Raw genomic sequence first — 23,097 nt, forward strand, 5'->3', positions numbered from 1 at the left:
TCAACATCCGTAACATAAAAACCCCTCCCACGATCCAAAGTTATTTTGGAAAGTAAGAGGGGTTTTATTAGTTTAAAAGGATATGCTTACGGCACATATTTTAATATCTTAAATAACTACCTTTTTTAGCTAGTTCGTACGCAAGACTAATCGTTGAAACTGCTAGCTCTGCATACGTTACTTCACGGTCAGGGTAAAAATGATTATTATCAGCTTTTAATAAGCCCATAGCATTTGATAACGCGACATGCCCCGTGTATTTTGATGTAATTTTATTAGCATCTTGTAAGCTTAGCTTATAAAGATCAGTATACTTAGCTGCATGTTCAAGACCTAGAATACGTACTTGCCATGCGGCTAATTCCTCACGTGTTAACGGTGAATCAGGATTAAAGCTTTCACCAGCTAAATCTAGAATACCAATCGCAATCGCGCGCTGTACTACTGGATATAGCGGGTGTTTAGGATCGATATTACCATAAGGTTCGTTCATGCCTTCTGAATTATAATTAAAATCACCTTCATAAAAATAAGTAAGAGATTTAATAAGCGTTTTTAACGCTTCTCCCTTCGTCACTGAGGCATTGGCATTAAAGCTCTTCACATCTTTAACTTCTAGAATATTATTGTTAATTAAATAATTAAGCTCTTCTTTTGCCCAATCATGCGCAACATCAACTGTATTGTTTTCACTCGCACTACTCCATTGCCCCGTGCTCGCATTTAATGTGCTTCCCATCTTGCCATTAATGACAGGTAAATATACTAAATCATAATGATGCTTATCTTCTTTGTTAGGTTGCTTTACATAATTTAGCTTTAAGTCTAATGCATCTTTATACATATTTTTTGCTGCATCATTTGAAACTACTTGGTCAATTGATGGCCACTTCTCAATTTTTTGATAATTATTACTTAAGCTACTTAATGAACCATCAGCCGCTAAACTTACACTAATATAATCTCCTGATACAACAATACCATTCACAATGCGTGGGAAACTAAAATGATACATGCCGCCGTTATATTGTTCATCAAAATACGGTTCTGTCATAGGTTTTGCGTAATCATGTAATTTCGAAGGCATTAAATCTTTTACATAGCTAATTGCTTTAGCCTCTGCCTCGTCAGCTGAAATAGCTTTTTCAGTAGTTGGGTTCTCACCTAATTGCTCTAACAGACTGCCTTTTGCATCATAATATTGAATAATATCGCCTGTCTTTTTATCAAATTCAAGGCTCGCCCCATAACCCCCATGTTTATAGGAATACATGTAACTGATCGAAATAATAGCCTGGCCATTGGCATTTTCATATTCATCTACACCTTGAATCTGCAATTTCACTTTGTCTGACTCAATACTTAGCAATTGCTCAGCAATTTTTTTAGCCTCTTCTACAGTAATATTATTAAATTTAGGTTGTAACGGACTCGCTACTAGCTTTTCAACCGCAGTTCTTTTAGGAAACGTCGAAGCGAATCCATTATTTACTAGCCACTCCCCAGAAATCGCGTGGATACCACTATACGTAATAGAAGGCTGGTACACAAGCTGAACATCTGTTTTACCTGTTCGATAATTCGTATCAATTTGATATTGCAATTCCACTGTAAGATTGTCTTTGAACTTTTGTAAACTTTCATTTTTATCTTTAACTTTATTTACTTCATCGTAGGTAGATGATTTAGGGCTATCAGTCTGTCTATAAAAATCTATAATTTCGCCATTACCAAGAATCGTTATATTCGCTCTATCATCGGCAATTGCTACACCATTTTTTGTACGTACGAAAGAAAATGTATAACGAATAGGCTCCGTTAATATTTGGTTTGAGTAATAGCCATAGTAGTCATACGAATCTGTATCTAGCTGATAATCTGTGCTATTAAATAATTGTTTAATATAATTTGTTGCTATTTTTTCAGCTTCATTTTTTGAAACCTTTGCAGGGAATAGCGCATCTTCTTTATTTTGTGGTTCAAAAGAGAAATATTGAAGTTCTAAATTCTCTCCATAAAAGCTCACATGACCATAAAGCGGTTGTCCATTAATTGTTTTAGAGAAGCTTAAAGAATATCGCAACTCTTCATCTTCTGGATAATAAAGTCCACTATTCATATTGAAATCATTATTCGTTAAAAAATTAAACTTATTAGGAAATAGCTCATGAAACCTTTTAATTAAATCATTTTTCGTTACTTCTGTAGTTGTAGATGCCACATGGATTTTAATTTTGTCTTGAGGTTCATTTGTTGCCATTGAAGCATGTCCTACTGGTGCAAGTAAACTAAGTGATAAAGCCGAAGCTGATATTAAATAACCAAACTTTCTGATTTTAACCATAATATTCCTCCATAAACATATTTATCTATACATTACATTAAATTCAGATTGTTGTGAACAGGTGTTTTATCGTTTTATATCATTACAAAAAGCACTCCTTTTGCCTTATTTTCTTTCAAATTCCCATAAGTCTTTAGATTATTTAGCAATTTCAAGATGTTTTTGTAACTGCTAACGAATAAAACTCCTCGCAAGTATGTTAACTAGCGAGGAGTTTTTAACAAATTTCACTAGCAACATCGTCCATAGTATTAAGTTACTATATTTGCAAAATATGCAGCATTAACTCATTTCTCAAATGCCCAATCTACCTCTTTACGCCTTTAACAAACTATGACTAGATTTTGCTATTTATGATAAATGAATTTTATAAATACTTTCTTACGCCTTATTATTATTTTAAAAAATAACGCCTTAACCATTAATAAAATGGCTAAGGCGTTAACTTTTACTTCACTTTAAATAACCGTACTTCTTTTAGTAAATCCTCTACAATTGTTTCTAATGCTTCAGCAGTAGCCGAAATTTCTTCCATTGAGCAAAGTTGCACATCCGCTGCAGCTGACACCGTTACAAGCTGTGTTTTTGATTCATTTGAAATACGCTCAACGATTTGCATATCAGCGACTACATGCTCACTATTTTGTGCAATTTTTTGCGCCCGCATTTGAACAGCTTCTAATTGCTCTGTAATTTCTTCAATATAGTTTTTAACTTGTAAAAAGTTTTTTTCTGTTTGGGCAAACATTTCAAGACCTTTTGTTACTTCAGTTAAGCTCGTATTCATCGAGTTAACTGATTTTGAAGACTCCCGTTGAATAGCTGTAATAATTTCTTTTACTTGAATAGATGAATTATTCGTTTGCTCCGCTAGCTTACGAACTTCATCTGCTACAACAGCAAAACCTTTACCTGCTTCACCCGCGCGAGCTGCTTCAATTGCCGCATTTAGTGCTAATAAGTTTGTCTGATCCGAAATAGACGTAATTACACTAACAATTTCGCTAATTTCATTGGCATAATTGTTCACTGTTGCAATGTCACTTGATAGTTCGTTGAATGTGCCTTCGATCGTAGCCATTTGTCGTTGGGTTGAAATTACTATTCCGTGTCCTACATCAGCTGTCTTTTCTGCCTGCTGTGCTTTTTGTGTTACTTGCACCGTATTTTCAGAAATGCCTTGAATATCATTGGATACGTTTTTTAAAGACTCGTAACTTTGATACAACTTTTCTGTTTGATTTTCAAGCCCTACTTGTACTTCATTCATAGCAGAAGAAATTTGCTCCGTCGACTTACTACTTTCTAATAAAGTAGCAGTTAATTCTTCTGATGAGGACGAAATAATTGAGGATTTATTATGGATATGAGATATAACTGAAGACAACATATCCCCCATCTTTTGGAATGAATTACTAAGCACTCCAACTTCATCTTTTTTATCAATAGAAAGCTCCGTACGTAAATCACCAGAACTCATAACAACTGCAGCTTCCGTAATTTGCTTTAATGGTTTAGTAATAGAACGGATGATCATTACTACATATAATCCTAAAATAATTAAAGAAAGAATGACCACTATAGCTGTTGTCTTTAAAATAGGATTTGTTGCATTGGCAATTTCGCTATGAAACATCGTACCGCCAATTTTCCATCCTGTTAGTTCATTTGAATGGATAAACATTTTCTTGCTTTCACCTTCAAATGTGTAATCAAATGACTTATCATTTGTTGTCAGGACAGTATCCGCCCATGATTCTTCAGATACATCTGTACCACCTTCAATATTTGGGTGAGCAATAATCATTTTTTCTGTAGTCATTAAGAAAGGATAACCTGTTTGTCCTATTTTGATTGTGCTAATAACAGAGTACAATTCATCCATTCCTAAATTTGCCGCAAAGACTCCACTACCATCTGCTAACGTTTTTGAAATTGTGACAACCCAGTCACCTGTTGAAGCAGATTGGTGAGGAGTCGAAACAATTACTTTACCAGGACTCGTTTCTGCATTTTGATACCAAGCACGTGTACGCGGATCAAAATCTGGATTATTCATTAAACCAAGGTCGGGATATTGAATCATATTGCCTTCCTTTGTTCCAATGAATGAAGAAACAATCCCTTCACTCGTTTCAAAATACTGTTCGAGCTTTTCTAAAATCGGTTGCAAATCGTCTGCTTGCCAATTTTGCTGTTTAAATAAACTCGCAAAATAATCGACATCATTAGTAATTGGGCTAACATGTTTATTAATATACTCATCCACTGTCGAAACACTTTGCATAGCGCTTGATTGGATTTGCTCTTCCATTTCATTTTTTGCCGACATATACGACGTAAACGAAATTAATAATGAAGGAATTAAAAGCGCAATTAGAAACGCTAAGCCTAGCTTCGTATTGATAGATGTTTTATTTTTCATTTGTTCCATATCATTTTAATTTAAGCATCTTGCTTAAATTAAATCTCACCTCTCTCGAAAAAATTGTAATTACAACTAATTAGCGAATCATTTTATAAATATTTTAAAATATTATATTAAAAATTACATTAATTACATTATACAGTAATAGTTACCTATTTTGGTGTAAATAATTATATAAGTTTTTTATCCTAAAAATCTTGCCATAAAGATCATATTTTCTTACCTTCTTGTTAATAGCAGAAATCATAAGAGATATATGTTATGTATTTACATAAAAAAACCACAAAAAAACCACCTCTCAAGTATTTTCTTGAGAGGTGGTAGAGTAACACTACTTCACAAAAGAAGTAGTGATATATTAATTTAGCTTAGGACAGAGGATCAAAGGCTAATACCGCGACGTCCTGTTGCAACGCTTTTGTCACCACATCCATGGTTAGATGAAGTCAAGCTTAAGGGCGCCACATCGTGTGGCAACGCTTGACTGACCCGCATCGTGCGGGCCTACATCATTCCTGGCATTCCCATGCCGCCCATATCAGGCATACCTGCGCCTGCTGGTTCTGGAATGTCTGCTACAACCGCTTCTGTTGTTAAGAATAGAGCTGCTACAGATGCTGCGTTTTGTAGAGCTGAGCGTGTTACTTTTGCTGGATCTACTACACCCGCTTCAACCATGTTAACCCATTCACCAGTCGCTGCGTTGAAGCCGATGCCTAATTCTTCGCGTTTTAAACGATCCACGATGATAGATCCTTCTAGACCCGCGTTTTCAGCAATTTGGCGTACTGGCTCTTCAAGTGCACGTAAGATGATTTTCACACCAGTCGCTACGTCACCTTCTGTTTCATTTAGTACTTTTTCAACTGCGCCGTAAACGTTAAGTAGTGCAGTACCACCACCAGAAACGATACCTTCTTCAACAGCAGCACGTGTTGAGTTAAGAGCGTCTTCAATACGTAGTTTACGCTCTTTAAGTTCTGTTTCAGTTGCAGCTCCAACTTTAATTACCGCTACACCACCAGCAAGTTTTGCTAGGCGCTCTTGTAATTTTTCTTTGTCGAATTCAGAAGTTGTTTCAACAAGTTGCGCACGAATTTGACCGATGCGAGACTCGATTGAAGCTGCATCTCCAGATCCTTCAACGATTGTTGTGTTGTCTTTTGATACGACTACTTTTGCCGCACGACCTAGTGATGTAATATCCGCTGATTTTAAATCTAAACCTAAATCTTGTGTAATGACTTGGCCACCAGTTAAGATAGCGATGTCTTCTAGCATTGCTTTACGACGGTCACCAAAGCCAGGTGCTTTAACAGCTACTGCATTGAATGTACCACGTAATTTATTCACTACTAGTGTTGCAAGTGCTTCCCCTTCAACATCTTCCGCGATAATTAAAATTGGACGTCCTTGTTGAACTACTTGTTCAAGCACTGGTAGGATTTCTTGAATGCTTGAGATTTTTTTATCTGTAATTAAAATATATGGATTATCTAGCACTGCTTCCATTTTATCTGTGTCAGTTACCATATAGTGAGATGCGTAGCCGCGGTCAAATTGCATACCTTCTACTACATCTAATTCTGTTGTGAAGCCTTTTGACTCTTCAATAGTAATAACACCATCATTACCAACGCGCTCCATAGCGTCCGCGATATATTGTCCGATTTCTACATCGTCTGAAGAGATTGCTGCTACTTGTGCGATAGCCTCTTTGTTTTCTACTGGACGAGAAATTGCTTGAAGCTCAGTTAAAGCTGCTGCAACTGCTTTGTCAATCCCTTTACGAATACCTACTGGGTTAGCACCAGCTGTTACGTTTTTTAGCCCTTCACGAATCATCGCTTGTGCTAAAACTGTCGCAGTTGTTGTACCATCACCAGCAATTTCATTAGTTTTAGAAGCTACTTCTGCTACTAATTTTGCTCCCATGTTTTCATATGGATTTTCAAGTTCAATTTCTTTTGCAATTGATACACCGTCATTTGTAATTAATGGAGAACCAAACTTTTTCTCAAGAACGACGTTGCGCCCTTTTGGCCCTAATGTTACTTTTACAGTGTTTGCTAATTTATCGACACCTTGAAGCATTAATGAACGCGCTTCTTCTGAGAATTTAATATCTTTTGCCATTAAAAAAACCTCCTGAAAATCATGTTATTGTATAAAGAATCTTTTATGCGCGAGCAAGCGCCGCTATGACAGGGGCGCTTTTCGCATTTGATTGTAATGTTTTAATTAACCGATAACTGCCAATACGTCGCTTTCGCGTAAAATTAAGTATTCTTGGCCGTCGTATTTTACTTCTGTACCTGAGAATTTTGAGAAGATGATTTCGTCGCCTTCTTTCACGTCAAGCTCGATACGAGTGCCGTTATCTAATACACGACCTGTCCCTACTGCCACTACTTTACCTGTTTGTGGCTTTTCTTTTGCTGAGTCGGGTAAAACGATTCCAAAAGCCGTTTTTTCCTCTACCTCAACTAGTTCGATAATGATACGATCCCCTAATGGTCTTAACAAGTGAAACAACCTCCTACAAAATAATAAGTATTTTTATTTATTAGCACTCTACAACAAAGAGTGCTAATACACTTTTATATTAAATAATTCAGTGTTTTTTTGCAAGCAAGAACTATAAAAAATTTTGTTTTCTTTCCAAGTTCATCTAAAATAGAATCAACAATCGTATTATTCGTACAGAAAGTAGGTTTTATTCACGTGACTTCTATTAACTCACCAAAATTTAAAACACAGAAAACCGCGTTCTATGTGCTGCTTACGTATATCGTATTTCAGCTATCCAGTTTAATTCTTCTTGTCCCTAATGTTCGAGCGTTTTTCTTAGGAATGATTAATGCACCTGCCGATCAAGAGGGAATTGTTTTATTCGGCTGGTGGTCAGCTATTACAGGAGGGATTGCACTCTTAGTTTGCATTATATTAATTTCTCGTAATAAACAATTTTTCAATGTCTTCAAAGGAGAAAAGGCAACAATTTCCGTGTCAATTGGCTGGGGTATAATTGGTTTCTTCCTCGTACTGTTTGGTCAATCGATAGGAGCCCAAATTGAAGCAGCAATAGGTATAGATATGGGCTCTGAAAATACTGAAACAATTATGATGATTACTCGTATTGCTCCTATAATGATTTTAGTTTCCGTAATATTCGGACCGATTTTAGAGGAGCTTGTCTTCCGCCGTGTTGTGTTCGGCTCACTAATCCAAACACAAAACTTTTGGGTTGCTGGCTTTATTAGTGCTATTATTTTCGGGGCTATTCATATGGATTTCACACACATTATACTATATACAATTACCGGCTTTATATTCGCTTTTCTTTACTATAAAACGCATCGTCTACTAACATCGATTATCGCGCATATGATGCTAAACGGCTTTGTTACGTATGTTCAGTGGAACTATGATAAGTTACAACAAATTATTGATTCTATGCCAAAATGATTATGACACGCACATTTTCTTGTGCGTGTTTTTCTCTTTTAAGCCATTTTTTCTTTTTCCAGGTGTTTTTCTCTTTAAATTTACGTTAACGTAAATTGTATACTATTACTAATTTGAGAGAGGTGAAGGAGGAATGCAAAAATCATTACAAACGATTCAGCAAGTAGCTAAGCAATTTAACGTATCGACACGAACACTCCGTTACTATGAAGAGCTTGGATTACTTACACCTATTCGCTCTGAGACGAAGCAACGTTTCTATCCAAAACGAGAGGTCGCAAAGTTGAAATTGATTTTTCGCGGTAAGCGATATGGCTTCATACTTGACGAGATTAAAGAAATGGTACTGCTATTTAATTATGATCAGACAGGTAAAAAGCAACTAGAACGAACATTGCAATATGGTAATCAAAAGCTACAGGAAATTGATGAGCGCATCGCTGAACTAAATGAAATTCGTATAGAAATTTTACAGCTTCAAGAAATGTTTACAGATCGTTTAATGACATTGAAGGGAGAATAACTACATGAACAGTTCAAATTTATTAGCGAGAAATGCAAGGAAGTATCCATCGGCGGAGGCAATTATTAGCATAGCTAGACGTACGACTTACAAACAGTTAGATGACCAAGTTAATCAGTTTAGCAACGCATTACTTAAACACAAAATCCAGCCGGGTGATAAAGTTGTTATTTTCATGCCGAACGTTTTAGAATTTGTTATTAGTTATTTTGCTGTACAGCGTATTGGAGGCATTGCCGTCCCAGTTAATGCAAAATTCACACTACCTGAAGTGGAGTATGTCATTAAGCATTCTGATGCCCGCGCAATTATTGCACATGATTTATTATTCGCTACAGTTGCACCGCTAGAACTTTGTGACATCAAAATTAAAACCGGCGCTGTTGCAGTTGGCTGGGAAAGCTTTGAAGCTCTTTTATCAAAAGGATCTTCCACAGAAATTTACTGTAATTTAAGTGAAGATGATTTATCTACGATTTTATATACATCTGGCACAACAGGCGATCCAAAAGGGGTGCTATTTACGTACCGCAATATTTTAACGGTTGCCAATATGATTGCTATTGAAATGGAAGTAAAGCCTGAAAGCCGTATACTGCTCATGATGCCTTTAAGTCACTCTGCCCCCCTTCATCTCTTTTTTATGGCGGCTTTTGTTGTCGGTAGTACAAGTATTTTAACGCCTACGTTTACACCTGATTTATTACTCGATACTGTTATGGCGGAAAGAACGACCCATTTCTTCGGTGCACCTGTTGCCTATTTACTAACATCCACTTCTCCTCGTTTAGCGGACGCTAATCTGTCATCTATGAAATGGTGGGTATATGGTGGTGCAACTCTATCCAAAAAAGAAGTACTGCATATTGCTGAGAAATTTAAAACAGATCGCCTCACTTGTGTATACGGATTAACAGAAGCAGGTCCAAGTGGTTCCATATTATTACCTGAAGAGCATCCCGAAAAGGCTGGTAGCATAGGAAAACGCGCGCCACAAGGGACAGAACTCCGCATTGTAAACGAGGAAGGCATAGACGTCCCACAAGGTGAGGTCGGCGAAATTGTACTCCTCGGTGAAGGTAATATGCAAGGCTACTATAAAAATGTGGAAGCGACAGAAGCTAGTTTCATTAACGGTTGGCTACGTACAGGTGATTTAGCACGCTTTGATGAAGACGGCTATATTTGGGTTGTTGATCGTAAAAAGGACGTGATTATTTCCGGTGGAGTTAATATTTATCCTAAAGAAATTGAGGAAGCAATGCTCCACTTCCCTGCCATTAACGAAGTAGCAGTAGTTGGTATTCCAAAACCCTGAATGGGGCGAAACAGTAAAAGCGGTTTTTTCTGCGACTGAAATAATAGATGAAAGTGCTTTGAAAAATTATTTATCTGAGCGTTTAGCTAGCTTTAAAGTACCGAAATTTTACGAGCAAGTAGACGCTTTACCACGCAACGCATCAGGGAAAATTTTAAAACAACAATTAAAAGTAGTAGGTGATGGACTTGAACGTATTAACTTATAAACCAAACTACACAAAAAATTTTTACACCCTCGATGAAACGCTACAAAAAATACTACAAAATGCATTGTCACCTGCTTTTTTTCGCTATGCAGATAAGCAACTGATAGCGTTCGGAGCGCATTGTGCTGGACCAATCGATACTCGTGCAAAACATACAGACCGCGAAGGCGAGCCACGCTTACTTCGCTACAATAAATTAGGTGAAGAAATAAGTGAAGTATGGGTCAATGACGGCTATAAAATGACGGTTGATGAAACATATAGAACCGGCATTGTAGGCTATGTGCATAAAGATATTCCTGAGCTCGGCCATAAAGGCAATTATGTATATAGTTTTGCACAAGGTTATATTTTATCGCAATCTGAACCCGGCTTTTACTGTCCCGTGACGTTATCAATGGCTACAGCATATTTATTTGATCATTATGCAGATGATGCCGTGCGTGAACGTTTCCTACCACATATTTGTGCTACTGGTGATATAGAGCTCTATGAGGGTGCAACGTTTCTAACAGAGCGCCAAGGTGGTTCTGATGTTGGGGCTAATGTAGTGCAAGCAGTTAAAGAAGACGGCTCCTATCGTCTTTATGGAGAGAAATATTTTGCTTCGAATGCTGGTATGTGTGGCGTGGCAATGGTACTTGCTCGTATGGAAAATGCCCCTAGTGGTTCAAAAGGATTAACACTCTTTGCTGTCCCATGGCGCCGTGACGATGGAACTTTAAACGGCATTACAATTCGCCGACTAAAAGATAAGCTAGGTGTCAAAGCGGTGCCTTCAGGTGAGGTTGTATTTGATGGTGCTGAGGCTTACGTTATAGGCGACTCTAGTAAAGGGATTTATTACATGCTTGAAGCGTTAAACTTATCACGTATTTGTAATGCGGCTGCTTCGTTAGGCATTATGCAACGCGCTTTACAAGAAGCATATACGTACACAAATGCACGAACGGCCTTTAACCAAAAGCTAACAGACTTCCCCGCTGTGCAAGACACACTCATGAAGCTTGCAGCAAAACAACATGCCGAGCTCGTGACATTATTCGATCTAATACAACTTTACGATAAAGTGAGTGCTGGTAAAGGAAATGAACGTGATCAACTATTAGTGCGCTTATTAATCGCCCTTGTCAAAAAAGAAACGGCTGAACAGGCGATACACTTTGCACATGAAGCAATCGAGCTACACGGTGGCAACGGCTATATCGAGGATTTTGTAGCACCTCGCCTACTTCGAGATGCACAAGTATTAACCGTATGGGAAGGAACGGCAAATATTTTAGCTCTTGAATTAATTCGACTTGTGAAAAAGTTTAGCATACATGAGTTGTTTATAGCGGCTATGCAACAACGTATATGCTCCTTACCTGCAAATAATTTAAAATCAGTTGTCACTCAGCAATTACGTAATGTTCAACTATTATTCGATCAGTTCGCGACACTTGATGAACAAGCGCAAGCGTTTGAAGCAAAACCGATTATGAAAAAGCTTTCCTCGCTTTACGAAAGTATCGTAACGCTTGAATTTGCAGCACAACACGGCGAACGCGAGCAACAATTAGCTGAAATTTTTATCGAAACAGAATGGTCACTTCGCAAGTTAGGTGATGAAATGAAAACTGTCACGTATTTTAAATCTATTTTTAAATAAGAGAACTCTACGTTAGCAGGCTCATCTTTACAAACACAATAAATGTTTACAAAAAAAGAAAGATGACGCCTCCTCAAGGACATCATCTTTCTTTTCCATTATCTATTCATTTCTTCTATTTGACGACGCTGCTCTGCTAGTAATACCTCTACTTGCAATTGCTGTTCGACCTCTTGTTCTTCACGCAGACGTTTTTCCTCTGCCTCGACATATTTTTTATAACCAATACGCGAAATGACAATACTTATTTCATATAAAATAAATAAAGGCACTGCGACTATTAAGTTAGAAATAAGGTCTGGCGGTGCAAGTAGTGCTGCTAGAACGAATAAGACGAAATATGAATATTTACGAAATTTGGCCATTAACTCTGGATTCAGCAAACCAATACGTGCTAAAAATAGCGTCACAACGGGAAGTTGAAATATAATACCAAATGGTAAAACTAACTTAAATAAAAATGAGAAGTATTCATTAATTCCTATCGTTTGTACGATTTCTAAATCAGAAGATAAGCTCATCATAAAATTCATGACATATGGGAAAAGAACAAAATATGAGAAGCTAATACCTAGTAAAAATAGAAAGAATGCATACGGGATATATTTTAAAGTGGCTTTACGTTCTGTTTCATGGAGACCCGGCGTTATAAACGACCAAAGCTGATACAGAAGCACTGGTGATGTCAATACTAACGCGATAATAAACATTACCTTTAAAAATACCGCAAGTGGATCCGTTGGCGTAAATGCATTTAATGTAAACTGTGCGGCCTCATCGCTGAACTGAATATATTTAATAATCGGCTTAGCTAAAAAGAAGCTCCCTACAAGTGCCAAAACGAAGAAGAACGCCGAGATAACAAGGCGACTTCTTAGTTCTTCAATATGTTCTAAAACAGTGAGTTCTTTTGGATTCATAAACTAGACATCCTTAACTACTTATTGATTTCGTTATCTTTATGTTCAATGACGTTCTTTTTTGTATCATCCTCGTCATCAGTTAAACCTTTAGTTGCATTTTTGAATTCACGAAGTGTAGAACCCATAGCTTTTCCCAGCTCAGGTAATTTCTTCGGACCAAAAATTAATACAGCAACGACACCGATAATAACTAGGCTCACAGGTCCAATCGCATTTAAATGCACAACCATACGGCCACCTCCTCTATTATATGTACCATTTTAACGTAATATGGAGCTTTTTGCTAATACAATAAATGTGAATAATTTACGTCAATTTTCTTGATTGCGTATTAAGTAGATCAGTGCCTGAAGCTCGACAGATAAGTCTATATTCATTAGTTTCATAGACTCCGGCACCGTTAAACGCACAGGCGTAAAATTTAATATTCCTTTTGCGTTCATACTTGATAAACGGTCAGCCATCGTTTGTGCTGAGCGGGATGATACCGTCAAAATCGCTAACTCCGCCTTAAACTCCTCATACATTTCCTCTAATCTATCTGGATGGAACACAGGAATCCCGCTAATATCTGTCCCTTCATACGGTGCTTTCGAGTCAAATGCCACGACTATGCGCGTATTATGATTCTTTTGAAAATTATACTTCAAAAATGCATTTCCTAAGTTGCCGACCCCTATAAGAGCTACATTTGTCGCCTCATCTTGATCAAGTGTTTCACTAAAAAATAATAATAAATGCTGCACATCGTAGCCATAACCCTTTTTACCGAGTGCTCCAAAATATGAAAAATCTCGACGAATGGTTGCCGAATCAATTTTCATTGCATCACTTAGCTCTTGCGATGAAATTCGCTGTTTGCCTTCGTTCGCGAAATTTTGTAAAAAACGATAATAAAGAGGAAGCCTTTTCGTAGTTGCTTGTGGAATTTTCGTTTCTTTGTTCACACATAGTCCCCCTGCAATCTATTAGAAATCGTTTTCATCTTACTAAACCTACAGGAATAAGTAAAGTATCCATCATTGCACCACCTCTATCTATCCATTAAACTGAAAGTATGAACTGAGGTGTAAATATGATCGTATTACAAGTGAATCAATTATATAAGTCATTTATTACAGATGAAGTATTAAGTGGTGTCAAGCTTGAGGTACAGCATCGCGACCGTGTTGCACTTGTTGGCCGCAACGGTGCAGGAAAATCGACATTACTTAAGATTATCGCTGGGCAAATGTCGTATGACTCTGGCGAAATTATTATTCCAAAAGACATCAAAGTCGGCTATCTTGAACAGCATGCTGGCATCGATTCCAAGCTTTCCGTATGGGATGAAATGATGACAATTTTTGCAAAGCTTCGTCAAAAAGAATCGATGCTACGGGATTTAGAGAAACGAATGGCAGATCCTGCTGTGTATGAGAATAGCGAGACATATGCACGTGTAATGGCAGAGTATGATCAACTGCAGCACGATTTTAAAGATGTAGGTGGTTATCAATACGAGGCAGATACGCGTTCTGTACTACATGGTATGCAATTTTTCCCTGAAGATTATGATAAACCGATAGGCTCGTTATCTGGTGGACAACGTACGCGTTTAGCTCTAGCAAAGCTCTTACTGTCGAAACCGGATCTACTCATTCTAGATGAGCCGACCAACCATTTAGATATTGAAACGTTATCATGGCTAGAAAATTATTTAAAAGCTTATCCTGGTGCTATTTTAATCGTTTCGCATGACCGCTATTTCTTAGATCAAGTTGTATCCATTGTTTACGAAGTATCTCGTACACGCGTGTCAAAATATATAGGTAATTATAGTACCTATTTAGATGAAAAATCGAAAAACTATGAGCGCGATTTGAAAATGTTCGAGCGCCAGCAAGATGAAAAAGCAAAACTAGAAGCATTTATCCAAAAAAATATTGCCCGCGCATCGACTACGAAAATGGCACAGTCACGACGAAAAATGCTGGAGCGTACTGAGTGGATGGATTCTCCTGATGGCGATGAAAAATCAGCAAATTTCGGCTTCTCAATTGAGCGTCAAAGCGGGAACGATGTTTTATCGATTGATGACTTGGCTGTAGGTTATGCAGGCAAAGAAATTTCACACGGCATTAATATGCGTCTATTCCGCGAAGATCGTATCGCACTTGTTGGTCCAAACGGTGTTGGGAAATCAACACTACTAAAAACAGTAGTGAAGGATTTAAACGCACTCGCTGGCGATATTCGCTATGGCACAAATGTCCAAATCGGTTATTATGATCAGGAACAGGCAAAGCTCAGCTCCAATAAATCCGTCTTACAGGAGCTATGGGACGAATGGCCATTGATGAACGAAAAAGATATTCGCACAGTACTCGGCCGCTTCCTATTTAGTGGCGATGATGTCGGAAAATCCGTGAACTCCTTATCCGGTGGCGAAAAAGCCCGTCTTGCCCTGGCAAAACTAATGATGCAAAAAGCGAATCTACTCGTACTAGACGAGCCAACGAATCATTTGGATTTGGATAGTAAGGAAATTTTAGAAAATGCATTAATTGATTATCCTGGCACACTATTATTCGTATCGCATGACCGTTATTTTATTAATCGCATTGCAACAAAAGTTGTAGAATTATCACAAACTGGCTCTTTTGAATACTTAGGTGACTATGATTATTATGTAGAGAAAAAGCAAGAGCTTGAAGAATTAGCAGCAATGAAGGCAGCAGCTACTGTTGAAACTATCACAACACCAAAAACAACTACTTCTACTATTGATAAGGACGCGAAAAAACGCGAGCGACAAATTCGTCGTACACTTGAAGATTTAGAAGAGCAGATGGCTACACTTGATATGACTATCGCAGCACTTGAAGAACAGCTTTGTGATCCAGACATTTTCTCTAATCACGAAAAGGCATTATCAATTCAATCAGAGCTAGATACTGCTAAAAATTCGCACGATGAACTTGAAATGCAGTGGCTTGATTTGAGTGAGGAATTAGAAAGTTTCTAAAAGGTGAGGGGCGCCCCCTCACCTTTTATTTTATATGTCGTAGCATTTCCTACACTACAAAGTTTTATAAACAGAATTCCCCTTTAATATTAGCTACAAAAAACAACTGTATGATTCATATTTTCAAAACCTGATTCGCATAAAATGGCTACTGCATTACACTTAACAACTACTTCCTTATTACTATCGCATAATATCAACATTTTAAAACCTCTATTTCTAATGGTTCTACATATATATTGGTCAATAGACAAATTTCGCGAAAAAAAACCCACAATTTTATTCACATTACGAATTCAGTCATACCAACATATCAACAGACTTTTCCACATTATCCACAATCCAAAATTTCTTTTTCCACATCACATTGGGGAAAAGCACATACAATATATTGATAAATCACAACTTATGCACAGGTTATTAACAGTTTGTGCATAAGTACGAATGTTCTCGTTGACATTTTCAGAATTAGCGACATAACCTGTGGATAATTTTTCAGAAAAATTCTACTTTAATTAGATTGAAGTATTTTTTAGCATATCAACGACAGGTTTTATCATATTCTTGCAACAAATTACTTTTCTAATATAAGGCGAAGATTCTACATTTGTGGATACACTAATAAATAGTATTGAACATTCTTCTTTATATACGAAAAGCCATTGTATCACTGTTCATCCATTCAAAAAAAAAGCTCAAGTAGCAAATGCTACCGAGCTTATTTTATACCCAACTTGTTAGTTCCTTACTTGGTCGACCATTCATTTTCATATTGCCACGTACACCGGCTTCATACATTTTCGCACCTGCCGCGCCAATCATAGCAGCATTATCTGTACAAAGCTTTAACGGTGGCACATAAAATGGAATGCCTTCTCGCGCAAATGTTTCTTCTAGCGCTGTACGCAAGCCTTTATTCGCAGATACGCCTCCTGCCGCAATGACTTGCTTCACACCAAATTCACGTGCTGCGCGCAATGTTTTTCCTGTTAATACTTCAACCACACTATCTTGGAAGCCTTTTGCGACATGCGCTGGAATAATTTCTTCACCACGTTGGTCCATATTATGTTTGTAATTTATCACCGCTGATTTTAAACCACTAAAACTAAAATCGTACGACCCCTCATCTAGCCATACACGCGGGAATGGCACAGCCTCGTCCGCTTCATGAGCTAAACGATCAATATGCGGGCCACCCGGATATGGTAAGTTTAGTACACGTGCAACTTTATCATACGCCTCGCCTGCTGCATCATCACGAGTTTCACCAATTAACTCAAAGCTTCCGTGTTCCTTCATATAAACAAGCTCCGTATGTCCTCCAGATACAACTAATGCAAGTAATGGGAATTCCATTGGTTGCACTAATGCATTCGCATAAATATGCCCGGCAATATGATGGACACCTACAATTGGTAAGCTGTGTGCCCACGCAAAAGCTTTCGCTGCATTTATGCCGATTAGTAACGCCCCAACTAAACCAGGACCTTCTGTTATCGCTACTGCCGTTAAATCACTCGGCTTCATTTTTGCTTGTGCTAATGCTTCTTCTATAACAATTGTAATTTGTTCTACATGATGACGAGAAGCGATTTCTGGTACGACACCACCGAAACGCTTATGACTTTCAATTTGTGATGAGACAACGTTAGAAATGATTTCTGTGCCGTTTTTTATTATGGCAGCCGCTGTTTCATCGCAACTCGTTTCAATTGCTAATATATATTGATTTTCCATTTATAAATTCACCCACATGACAAGAGCATCCTCTTGATTATCTGTATAATATCCTTTTCGTATACCACCATCTTGAAAACCAAGCTTGCGGTATAAATTTTGTGCGACATCATTGGAAATGCGCACCTCTAAGCTCATTACTTCCATATTCGCCTCGCGCGCTACACGCATAATTTCTCGCATCAAGCCTTCGCCAATTTTTTTCCCACGAGCCGTCTCTACAACTGCTACATTCGTAATTTGTGCTGAATCAATAGTAAACCAGCTCCCACAAAAGCCGATAATATCACCGTCTTCTTCCGCAACAATATAATATGCGAACTGATTCTCGCGCATTTCATAATGAAATGAATCGAGCGTCCAAGGTGTTGGGAATGTCGCTAGCTCAATCGCATAAACTGCCTCAACATCTTCTGGAGTCATTTTTCGGTATATTACCATTATGCGTTCTCCTTTTGTTCCTTAATCCAGTTCGCTTCTGCTTCAGCAATACGGCGATATTGTGGAATGAACGTGTGTATTTCTTCAACTGATGGTAGCTTTTTTGTAACAGCAAGTGCGATTAACTCAGATGCACGCGGCAATTGGTGTGTAAATGGTGCAAATAGAGCTTGGTCACCTAATATTTCACGAATATGCTCCTCGTAGATTGAAACATCCTCACCAATAAATAGGACCGGCTCTTCTAACTCTTTTACTTTCATGAGTAGTCCATCAATATGATCATGATAATCACTCAGCACAGCTTCCATCGTTTGTCCGCGATAAGCTGCAGCATACACATTTTGACGACGGGCATCGAATAACGGGCAGATAATTCCATTAAATAGTCGTGCATTCGCAGCTAAAACTTGTAAACTCGATACACCGACAAGTGGTTTTTGTAATGTCCATGCTAATGTTTTTGCAAGCGTTACACCAATGCGTACACCTGTATATGAGCCTGGGCCTTCCGATACTGCGATTGCATCAATGTCCGTTGGTTTCATAGATGCCTTATTAAAAAGCTCCTCAATTGCTGGCATTGCGCCAACAGAGTGTGTTAATTTTATATGCTGAACCACTTCTGCAATCACTTTGCCATCCTTTACAAGTGCAACAGAAAGCGGTGCGTTTGCTGTTTCAATTCCTAACCAAATCATTTCAATAACTCCTCACACAATTGGACGTAACGAGCGCCCATTGGTTTTAATAAAAATTTTCGAGCATGCTCATCTACACGCACAATTTCAATTGCTAGTCGTTCTTTTGGTAAATCCTCTTCAATTAAATGAGCCCATTCCACAACTGTTACTGCATCGCCGTAGAAAATTTCGTCCCAGCCTAAATCTTCTTCACTATCTGCAAGACGATATACATCTAAATGGTTTAGCGGTAAGCGACCTTCGTATTGCTTCATAATTGTAAATGTCGGGCTATTGACTGTTCTTGTTATGCCAAGTCCCTTTGCTAACGCTTGTGTAAATGTCGTCTTACCGGCACCAAGATCGCCTTCTAGTGTAATTGTATGCTGTGCCTCTAATAACTTTGCTAAATCCGTCGCAAGCTGAATAGTTTCTTCAAGCGATTTTATATTTTTTTCAAATACCATTTTCTTATTCCTTCCCGAGAAATGCGTTACTTCTAGTTTACTTGAACAAACGAAAATGTTCAAAGGGCATGACCGCACTATATAAAGGATACAAAAAATGCATCTCCCACTAGAAGATGCACTTAACGCGTGGAATACCCACGTACTTCAATTATTTTTTTGCTTATGAGCTGATCTTTTTTAAACTGAATTTCGTATGCCTGTGTTAGTGACATTTCATCGTACCAAATAAAAACGCCCTCTTGTTGAAGCTCTCCTACACCTCCCGCTATATTTACAACATCCATATAATTCATACCGTCTATTAACTGGTTAAATTCTTTTTCATTCATGTATTTTTGCCAAGTATATGCATTTGAATCTTCTATACTAATTAATTCATTACTTTTTTCCTCCGCACACCCTACTAAACTAAAACCTACTAAACATAAAATTCCCCACAAACTAAAATATTTAAACACCATATCCTTCCTCCAATCGAAATACATGAAACTTATGCATGAATGAAAGAACCATTTATGGAATAATTAAACAAAACAATAAGACCTCTTTTAAGTGAGGTGTAACATTTCCTTCGCGGAAACGTGTTACTAGTAAAAGGGGAAGGAGGCTTCTATGTGGCAACGAACATATGAATTAGATACAATTTATCGACAATACGCGAAGCCTCTCTATTTCTATTTATTAAAGCTCTGTGGATCAGCGCAGCTTGCTGAGGATTTAACACAAGAAACATTTGTCCGAGCAACGATTTTCTTACATACGTATACAGGTGAAGAAGTACGCGCATGGCTCTTTACCGTCGCACGTAACGCTTACTTAGACGAATGGCGTAAACAGCAGAGGCGTAAAAGCATCCCTTTTCTCTCGATATTTGCGAGCAATTTGGAAATTGTTAGCCCGTACGGTATACCCGAAGACACATTATTAGCAAAAGAACAGTTTATGCAGCTTGATGACTTACTTACCTACTTACCCGAACAATACCGCTCAATATTATATTTGAGAGAATACGAGCAATTTAGCTACAAGGAAATTGCGAGTACACTTGAATTATCAGAGAACCAAGTAAAAGTAACATTACACCGAGCAAGAAAACGCCTCACTTCCCTTGCAGAAAAGAAAGGATGGTATGATGAGAGAATGGAGTAAAGACACTGAAAATAAAATATTGAAAAAGTCAAAGTTCACCCTAACTTGGAGGATTTTACAAATACTCTTTGTCATGTGGCTACTTTACGGATTATATAGCGTTACAATTAACATGCTTGCGGATAAATTGAATATCACAAAAGAAAATGCTTATTACACGAAAATAGCCGTTGAATGGCAAACACCAAATATTCGTGCATCATTTGATTTACAGGAGAAAGATCTTTCTCTACTAGGTACAAAAGAATTTTCCTTCCCTTTGCAAAAGATGGTTGGTGGAGACGATATACTAATCGGAGAAGCAAATGTGACGAAGAAACTTTCCACAAATGATTCACATATCGTCTATTCTCATCCTGGCAGAGATCGATTATCGAGTTTTTCTTTTTCACTCCCAGAGCACCCTGTAACTCATGAAAAACTAAAAGGAAATACCAATCTAAATGTTTGGCCTACTTTAGAAAAATTGCCTGAAGGTACAGTCGGTGAGCTTGCCTTCTCTACAACTAATTTTATGACAGCAGAGGAGCTCGTCACACGCTTAAAGGAATTTGATATTCATATTGTATGGTTGCCACTGTATACTGGTGAACTTGTTGACTATATGCCAGGTGGTACTAGCTCCGGAGATAATTCCATGTCGGTCATAGGGTACATTGGTTTAACAGGAGGAAGTAATTATAACGAAGATTTCCATGAGTCACTACGCATCCGGTATATTACAGAAGATAACTTAGAAGAAAGTCAAATGCTCATGGAGAAAAATATGAAAAACGTCCTTGCAAAACCTGAAAGCTACTATAAAAACTTTTTAAGATTAGTATATTTAAAAGAACAATATACTTATATTACTTCTAAAGGGTTTACAACTTATGGAGCCGTTGTTACTGGGCCAGTAAAAGAATTATTGAAATTAAAAGAACTTGAGTGGATTCAAGGAGAACAATTAGGTGAAGTAGCACTATGGAACTGGGAATTGTAAATAAACAGGATGTCTATTTTGACATCCTGTTTTCATATTGTATTACTTTATCTTCTAAAAGAATTGCAAAAAAAAAAAGCTTTTATAAGCTTCCTACGCTTATAAAAACTAGTACATAAAAAATGGCGGTCCCGACCGGGATCGAACCGGCGATCTCCTGCGTGACAGGCAGGCATGTTAACCGCTACACCACGGGACCATTTTATTGAATAATCTCTTTAAGACATTAGTAATTATATCATATATATATCTATATGACAATAGTTTTTTTCAATATTTTATATTTTAGCTTAGCAGTATTCAGAATTTGCCTCTACACATGTATATAATTAAATACGCACTCGTGGCCAAGTCTTTAAAAATTGCAACGCACGAGATCTTCCTCTATTAATTAAGTCTTCCTTCATTCTCTCATCAAGCTCAAACTGTGTAGCACTATAATCTTCTACAGGTATAAAAATAATATCCTTTTCATGTTTCCTTGAAATATATCTTTGATCATGAGCATCCTTCATTGTAGAAAATAATGCTTCAAACAAATTTAAACCATTATCGATTTTTCGGGCACATTGATCTTCTCTACGGGAACTTAACTTGATCCCTAGCAACGGGCGTATCCTTTTACCGTTTTCATCATCAAATATCCAAAGTGGAAAATTACTTAATACTCCACCATCTACAATAATAGGATTCCCTTTAATTGTTGTTAATGTCACAGGTTCAAAAAAGAATGGTATTCCACAACTCATTCGTAAAGCACGCGCAACGGAAAATTCCCCTGCATTTATGCCGTAATTTTTCAAATCATCTGGCAATATAATGATTTTACCATTCGTTAAATCAGATGCAATAATTTTTAAAGAGCCTTTAGGTAAATCAGAAAATGTGTAAATACCTTTCGCTGCTAATTTCTTATAAAACCATTTTTCTAATGCTTTTCCTCGGTACAGGCCCAAATGTCTATATACATTCATCCATTTCATAAACGGCAAAGGTAATAATGTTCGTCTTGGGTCGAGCAGTGAAGTTAAATCTAGCTCATCCAGTATTTCTTCGATTTCCTTTCCGTTATAACCAGCAGCTACAAATGCAGCCATTATCGCACCTGCGCTTGTTCCAGCAACTCGCTTAAATTGAAAATTTCTTTCTTCTATTACTTGAAACGCTCCTACTAAGGCGAAGCCTTTTAAGCCCCCACCAGAAAAAACGCCATCAATTAGCAAATTGCCCTCTCCTTTTTTACATTCTCCATATATTTTAAGGCGAATTATACGGAAATAGAACTGATTTTGTAAAAGATTGAAGAATTCCAGCAAATTATAATGCAATTAATCTCTAAAAACTTAATCGTACAGTTTTATCGAACTAATCAACAGCCTTTTGATTTTTGGGTATCGCACATACGGCCTAGTCTTTTCGATAGCTATTTTAATAAATCACAAAACAAAAACCCCACCGAATAATCAGTGGGGTTTAGTGCGAAGCGATGTCCTACTCTCACAGGGGGAAGCCCCCAACTACCATCGGCGCTAAAGAGCTTAACTTCCGTGTTCGGTATGGGAACGGGTGTGACCTCTTTGCCATCATCACTTCACTATTTATGGCTTTCAAAATACTGCGTATTTTGAAACCTTTGTTTTGAAAGAATTATTCTTTCAAAACTGGATAAACGTTTCATTGAAATAAGTTTTATATTTGGTTAAGTCCTCGATCGATTAGTATTCGTCAGCTCCATGTGTCACCACACTTCCACCTCGAACCT

Annotated in this window: 19 protein-coding genes, 1 tRNA gene, 1 rRNA gene and 1 pseudogene; 7 read left to right on the plus strand and 15 right to left on the minus strand. The window is 37.6% G+C overall.

Annotated features, from left to right (window positions below; translation table 11 throughout):
* Positions 1–100: 100 nt before the first annotated feature.
* From AAFN87_RS18965 to groES, 4 genes are all read right to left on the minus strand, one after another.
* Entirely contained in the window at positions 101–2,344 is a 2,244-nt protein-coding gene (locus tag AAFN87_RS18965; RefSeq protein ID WP_347792633.1) for a YcdB/YcdC domain-containing protein, read from the minus strand.
* Between the two features lie 448 nt (positions 2,345–2,792).
* Entirely contained in the window at positions 2,793–4,769 is a 1,977-nt protein-coding gene (locus AAFN87_RS18970; RefSeq protein ID WP_347792634.1) for a methyl-accepting chemotaxis protein, read from the minus strand.
* Positions 4,770–5,276: 507 nt separating this feature from the next.
* The gene (gene groL, locus AAFN87_RS18975; protein WP_347792635.1) at positions 5,277–6,908 is read right to left on the minus strand and encodes a chaperonin GroEL; all 1,632 of its coding nucleotides are present in this window, start codon (positions 6,906–6,908) and stop codon (positions 5,277–5,279) included.
* 105 nt (positions 6,909–7,013) lie between these two features.
* Positions 7,014–7,298 (minus strand): co-chaperone GroES, encoded by a 285-nt coding sequence (groES, locus tag AAFN87_RS18980; protein ID WP_347792636.1) that lies wholly within the window; start codon positions 7,296–7,298, stop codon positions 7,014–7,016.
* 198 nt (positions 7,299–7,496) lie between these two features.
* Between groES and AAFN87_RS18985 the strand changes: the two genes are divergently transcribed.
* The 4 genes and pseudogenes from AAFN87_RS18985 (at position 7,497) to AAFN87_RS19000 (ending at position 11,940) form a co-directional block, all read left to right on the plus strand.
* On the plus strand, positions 7,497–8,240 hold the full coding sequence (locus tag AAFN87_RS18985; RefSeq protein ID WP_347792637.1) for a CPBP family intramembrane glutamic endopeptidase: 744 nt from the start codon (positions 7,497–7,499) through the stop codon (positions 8,238–8,240).
* Positions 8,241–8,373: 133 nt separating this feature from the next.
* Positions 8,374–8,763 carry a MerR family transcriptional regulator gene (locus AAFN87_RS18990; protein ID WP_347792638.1) on the plus strand — a complete coding sequence of 130 codons (390 nt, stop codon included), beginning with the start codon at positions 8,374–8,376 and terminating at the stop codon, positions 8,761–8,763.
* Between the two features lie 4 nt (positions 8,764–8,767).
* Positions 8,768–10,289, plus strand: a pseudogene (locus AAFN87_RS18995) (class I adenylate-forming enzyme family protein).
* Entirely contained in the window at positions 10,270–11,940 is a 1,671-nt protein-coding gene (locus tag AAFN87_RS19000) for an acyl-CoA dehydrogenase family protein (protein WP_481886498.1), read from the plus strand. The pseudogene AAFN87_RS18995 and the gene AAFN87_RS19000 overlap by 20 nt, the downstream one beginning before the upstream one ends.
* A gap of 98 nt (positions 11,941–12,038) precedes the next feature.
* Here the strand turns inward: AAFN87_RS19000 and tatC are convergent, their stop codons facing one another.
* The 3 genes from tatC to AAFN87_RS19015 form a co-directional block, all read right to left on the minus strand.
* Positions 12,039–12,860: a twin-arginine translocase subunit TatC gene (gene tatC, locus AAFN87_RS19005; RefSeq protein ID WP_347792640.1), complete on the minus strand. Its 822-nt coding sequence runs from the start codon at positions 12,858–12,860 to the stop codon at positions 12,039–12,041.
* A gap of 17 nt (positions 12,861–12,877) precedes the next feature.
* Positions 12,878–13,093, minus strand: coding sequence for a twin-arginine translocase TatA/TatE family subunit (locus AAFN87_RS19010; RefSeq protein ID WP_347792641.1), 216 nt, complete (start codon positions 13,091–13,093; stop codon positions 12,878–12,880).
* A gap of 81 nt (positions 13,094–13,174) precedes the next feature.
* Positions 13,175–13,810 carry a redox-sensing transcriptional repressor Rex gene (locus AAFN87_RS19015; protein ID WP_347792642.1) on the minus strand — a complete coding sequence of 212 codons (636 nt, stop codon included), beginning with the start codon at positions 13,808–13,810 and terminating at the stop codon, positions 13,175–13,177.
* Between the two features lie 128 nt (positions 13,811–13,938).
* Between AAFN87_RS19015 and AAFN87_RS19020 the strand changes: the two genes are divergently transcribed.
* Positions 13,939–15,870 carry an ABC-F family ATP-binding cassette domain-containing protein gene (locus tag AAFN87_RS19020; RefSeq protein WP_347792643.1) on the plus strand — a complete coding sequence of 644 codons (1,932 nt, stop codon included), beginning with the start codon at positions 13,939–13,941 and terminating at the stop codon, positions 15,868–15,870.
* Between the two features lie 723 nt (positions 15,871–16,593).
* Here AAFN87_RS19020 and tsaD read toward each other — a convergent pair.
* The 5 genes from tsaD to AAFN87_RS19045 all read right to left on the minus strand — a co-directional run bounded on the left by tsaD (position 16,594) and on the right by AAFN87_RS19045 (position 19,665).
* Positions 16,594–17,610: a tRNA (adenosine(37)-N6)-threonylcarbamoyltransferase complex transferase subunit TsaD gene (gene tsaD, locus AAFN87_RS19025; protein ID WP_347792644.1), complete on the minus strand. Its 1,017-nt coding sequence runs from the start codon at positions 17,608–17,610 to the stop codon at positions 16,594–16,596.
* Positions 17,611–18,051, minus strand: a complete 441-nt coding sequence (gene rimI, locus AAFN87_RS19030) for a ribosomal protein S18-alanine N-acetyltransferase (RefSeq protein WP_347792645.1) — start codon at positions 18,049–18,051, stop codon at positions 17,611–17,613. It abuts the gene before it with no gap.
* On the minus strand, positions 18,051–18,752 hold the full coding sequence (gene tsaB, locus AAFN87_RS19035) for a tRNA (adenosine(37)-N6)-threonylcarbamoyltransferase complex dimerization subunit type 1 TsaB (RefSeq protein ID WP_347792646.1): 702 nt from the start codon (positions 18,750–18,752) through the stop codon (positions 18,051–18,053). The genes rimI and tsaB overlap by 1 nt, the downstream gene beginning before the upstream one ends.
* Positions 18,749–19,201, minus strand: coding sequence for a tRNA (adenosine(37)-N6)-threonylcarbamoyltransferase complex ATPase subunit type 1 TsaE (gene tsaE, locus AAFN87_RS19040; protein ID WP_347792647.1), 453 nt, complete (start codon positions 19,199–19,201; stop codon positions 18,749–18,751). The genes tsaB and tsaE overlap by 4 nt, the downstream gene beginning before the upstream one ends.
* A gap of 122 nt (positions 19,202–19,323) precedes the next feature.
* A complete protein-coding gene (locus AAFN87_RS19045; protein ID WP_347792648.1) occupies positions 19,324–19,665 on the minus strand; it encodes a hypothetical protein in 342 nt (113 codons plus the stop codon).
* A gap of 151 nt (positions 19,666–19,816) precedes the next feature.
* Between AAFN87_RS19045 and AAFN87_RS19050 the strand changes: the two genes are divergently transcribed.
* Together AAFN87_RS19050 and AAFN87_RS19055 are read left to right on the plus strand one after the other, a co-directional pair.
* Positions 19,817–20,353 carry a sigma-70 family RNA polymerase sigma factor gene (locus AAFN87_RS19050; protein WP_347792649.1) on the plus strand — a complete coding sequence of 179 codons (537 nt, stop codon included), beginning with the start codon at positions 19,817–19,819 and terminating at the stop codon, positions 20,351–20,353.
* Positions 20,337–21,335, plus strand: coding sequence for an anti sigma factor C-terminal domain-containing protein (locus AAFN87_RS19055; RefSeq protein WP_347792650.1), 999 nt, complete (start codon positions 20,337–20,339; stop codon positions 21,333–21,335). The genes AAFN87_RS19050 and AAFN87_RS19055 overlap by 17 nt, the downstream gene beginning before the upstream one ends.
* 123 nt (positions 21,336–21,458) lie before the next feature.
* Here the strand turns inward: AAFN87_RS19055 and AAFN87_RS19060 are convergent.
* The 3 genes from AAFN87_RS19060 to rrf form a co-directional block, all read right to left on the minus strand.
* Positions 21,459–21,534 (minus strand) — tRNA-Asp (locus AAFN87_RS19060).
* A gap of 130 nt (positions 21,535–21,664) precedes the next feature.
* A complete protein-coding gene (locus tag AAFN87_RS19065) occupies positions 21,665–22,558 on the minus strand; it encodes a patatin-like phospholipase family protein (RefSeq protein ID WP_347792651.1) in 894 nt (297 codons plus the stop codon).
* A gap of 255 nt (positions 22,559–22,813) precedes the next feature.
* Positions 22,814–22,929, minus strand: a 5S ribosomal RNA gene (rrf, locus tag AAFN87_RS19070).
* Positions 22,930–23,097 lie beyond the last annotated feature (168 nt).

Source organism: Solibacillus sp. CAU 1738 (assembly GCF_039888725.1).
Taxonomy (GTDB): Bacteria; Bacillota; Bacilli; order Bacillales_A; family Planococcaceae; genus Metasolibacillus.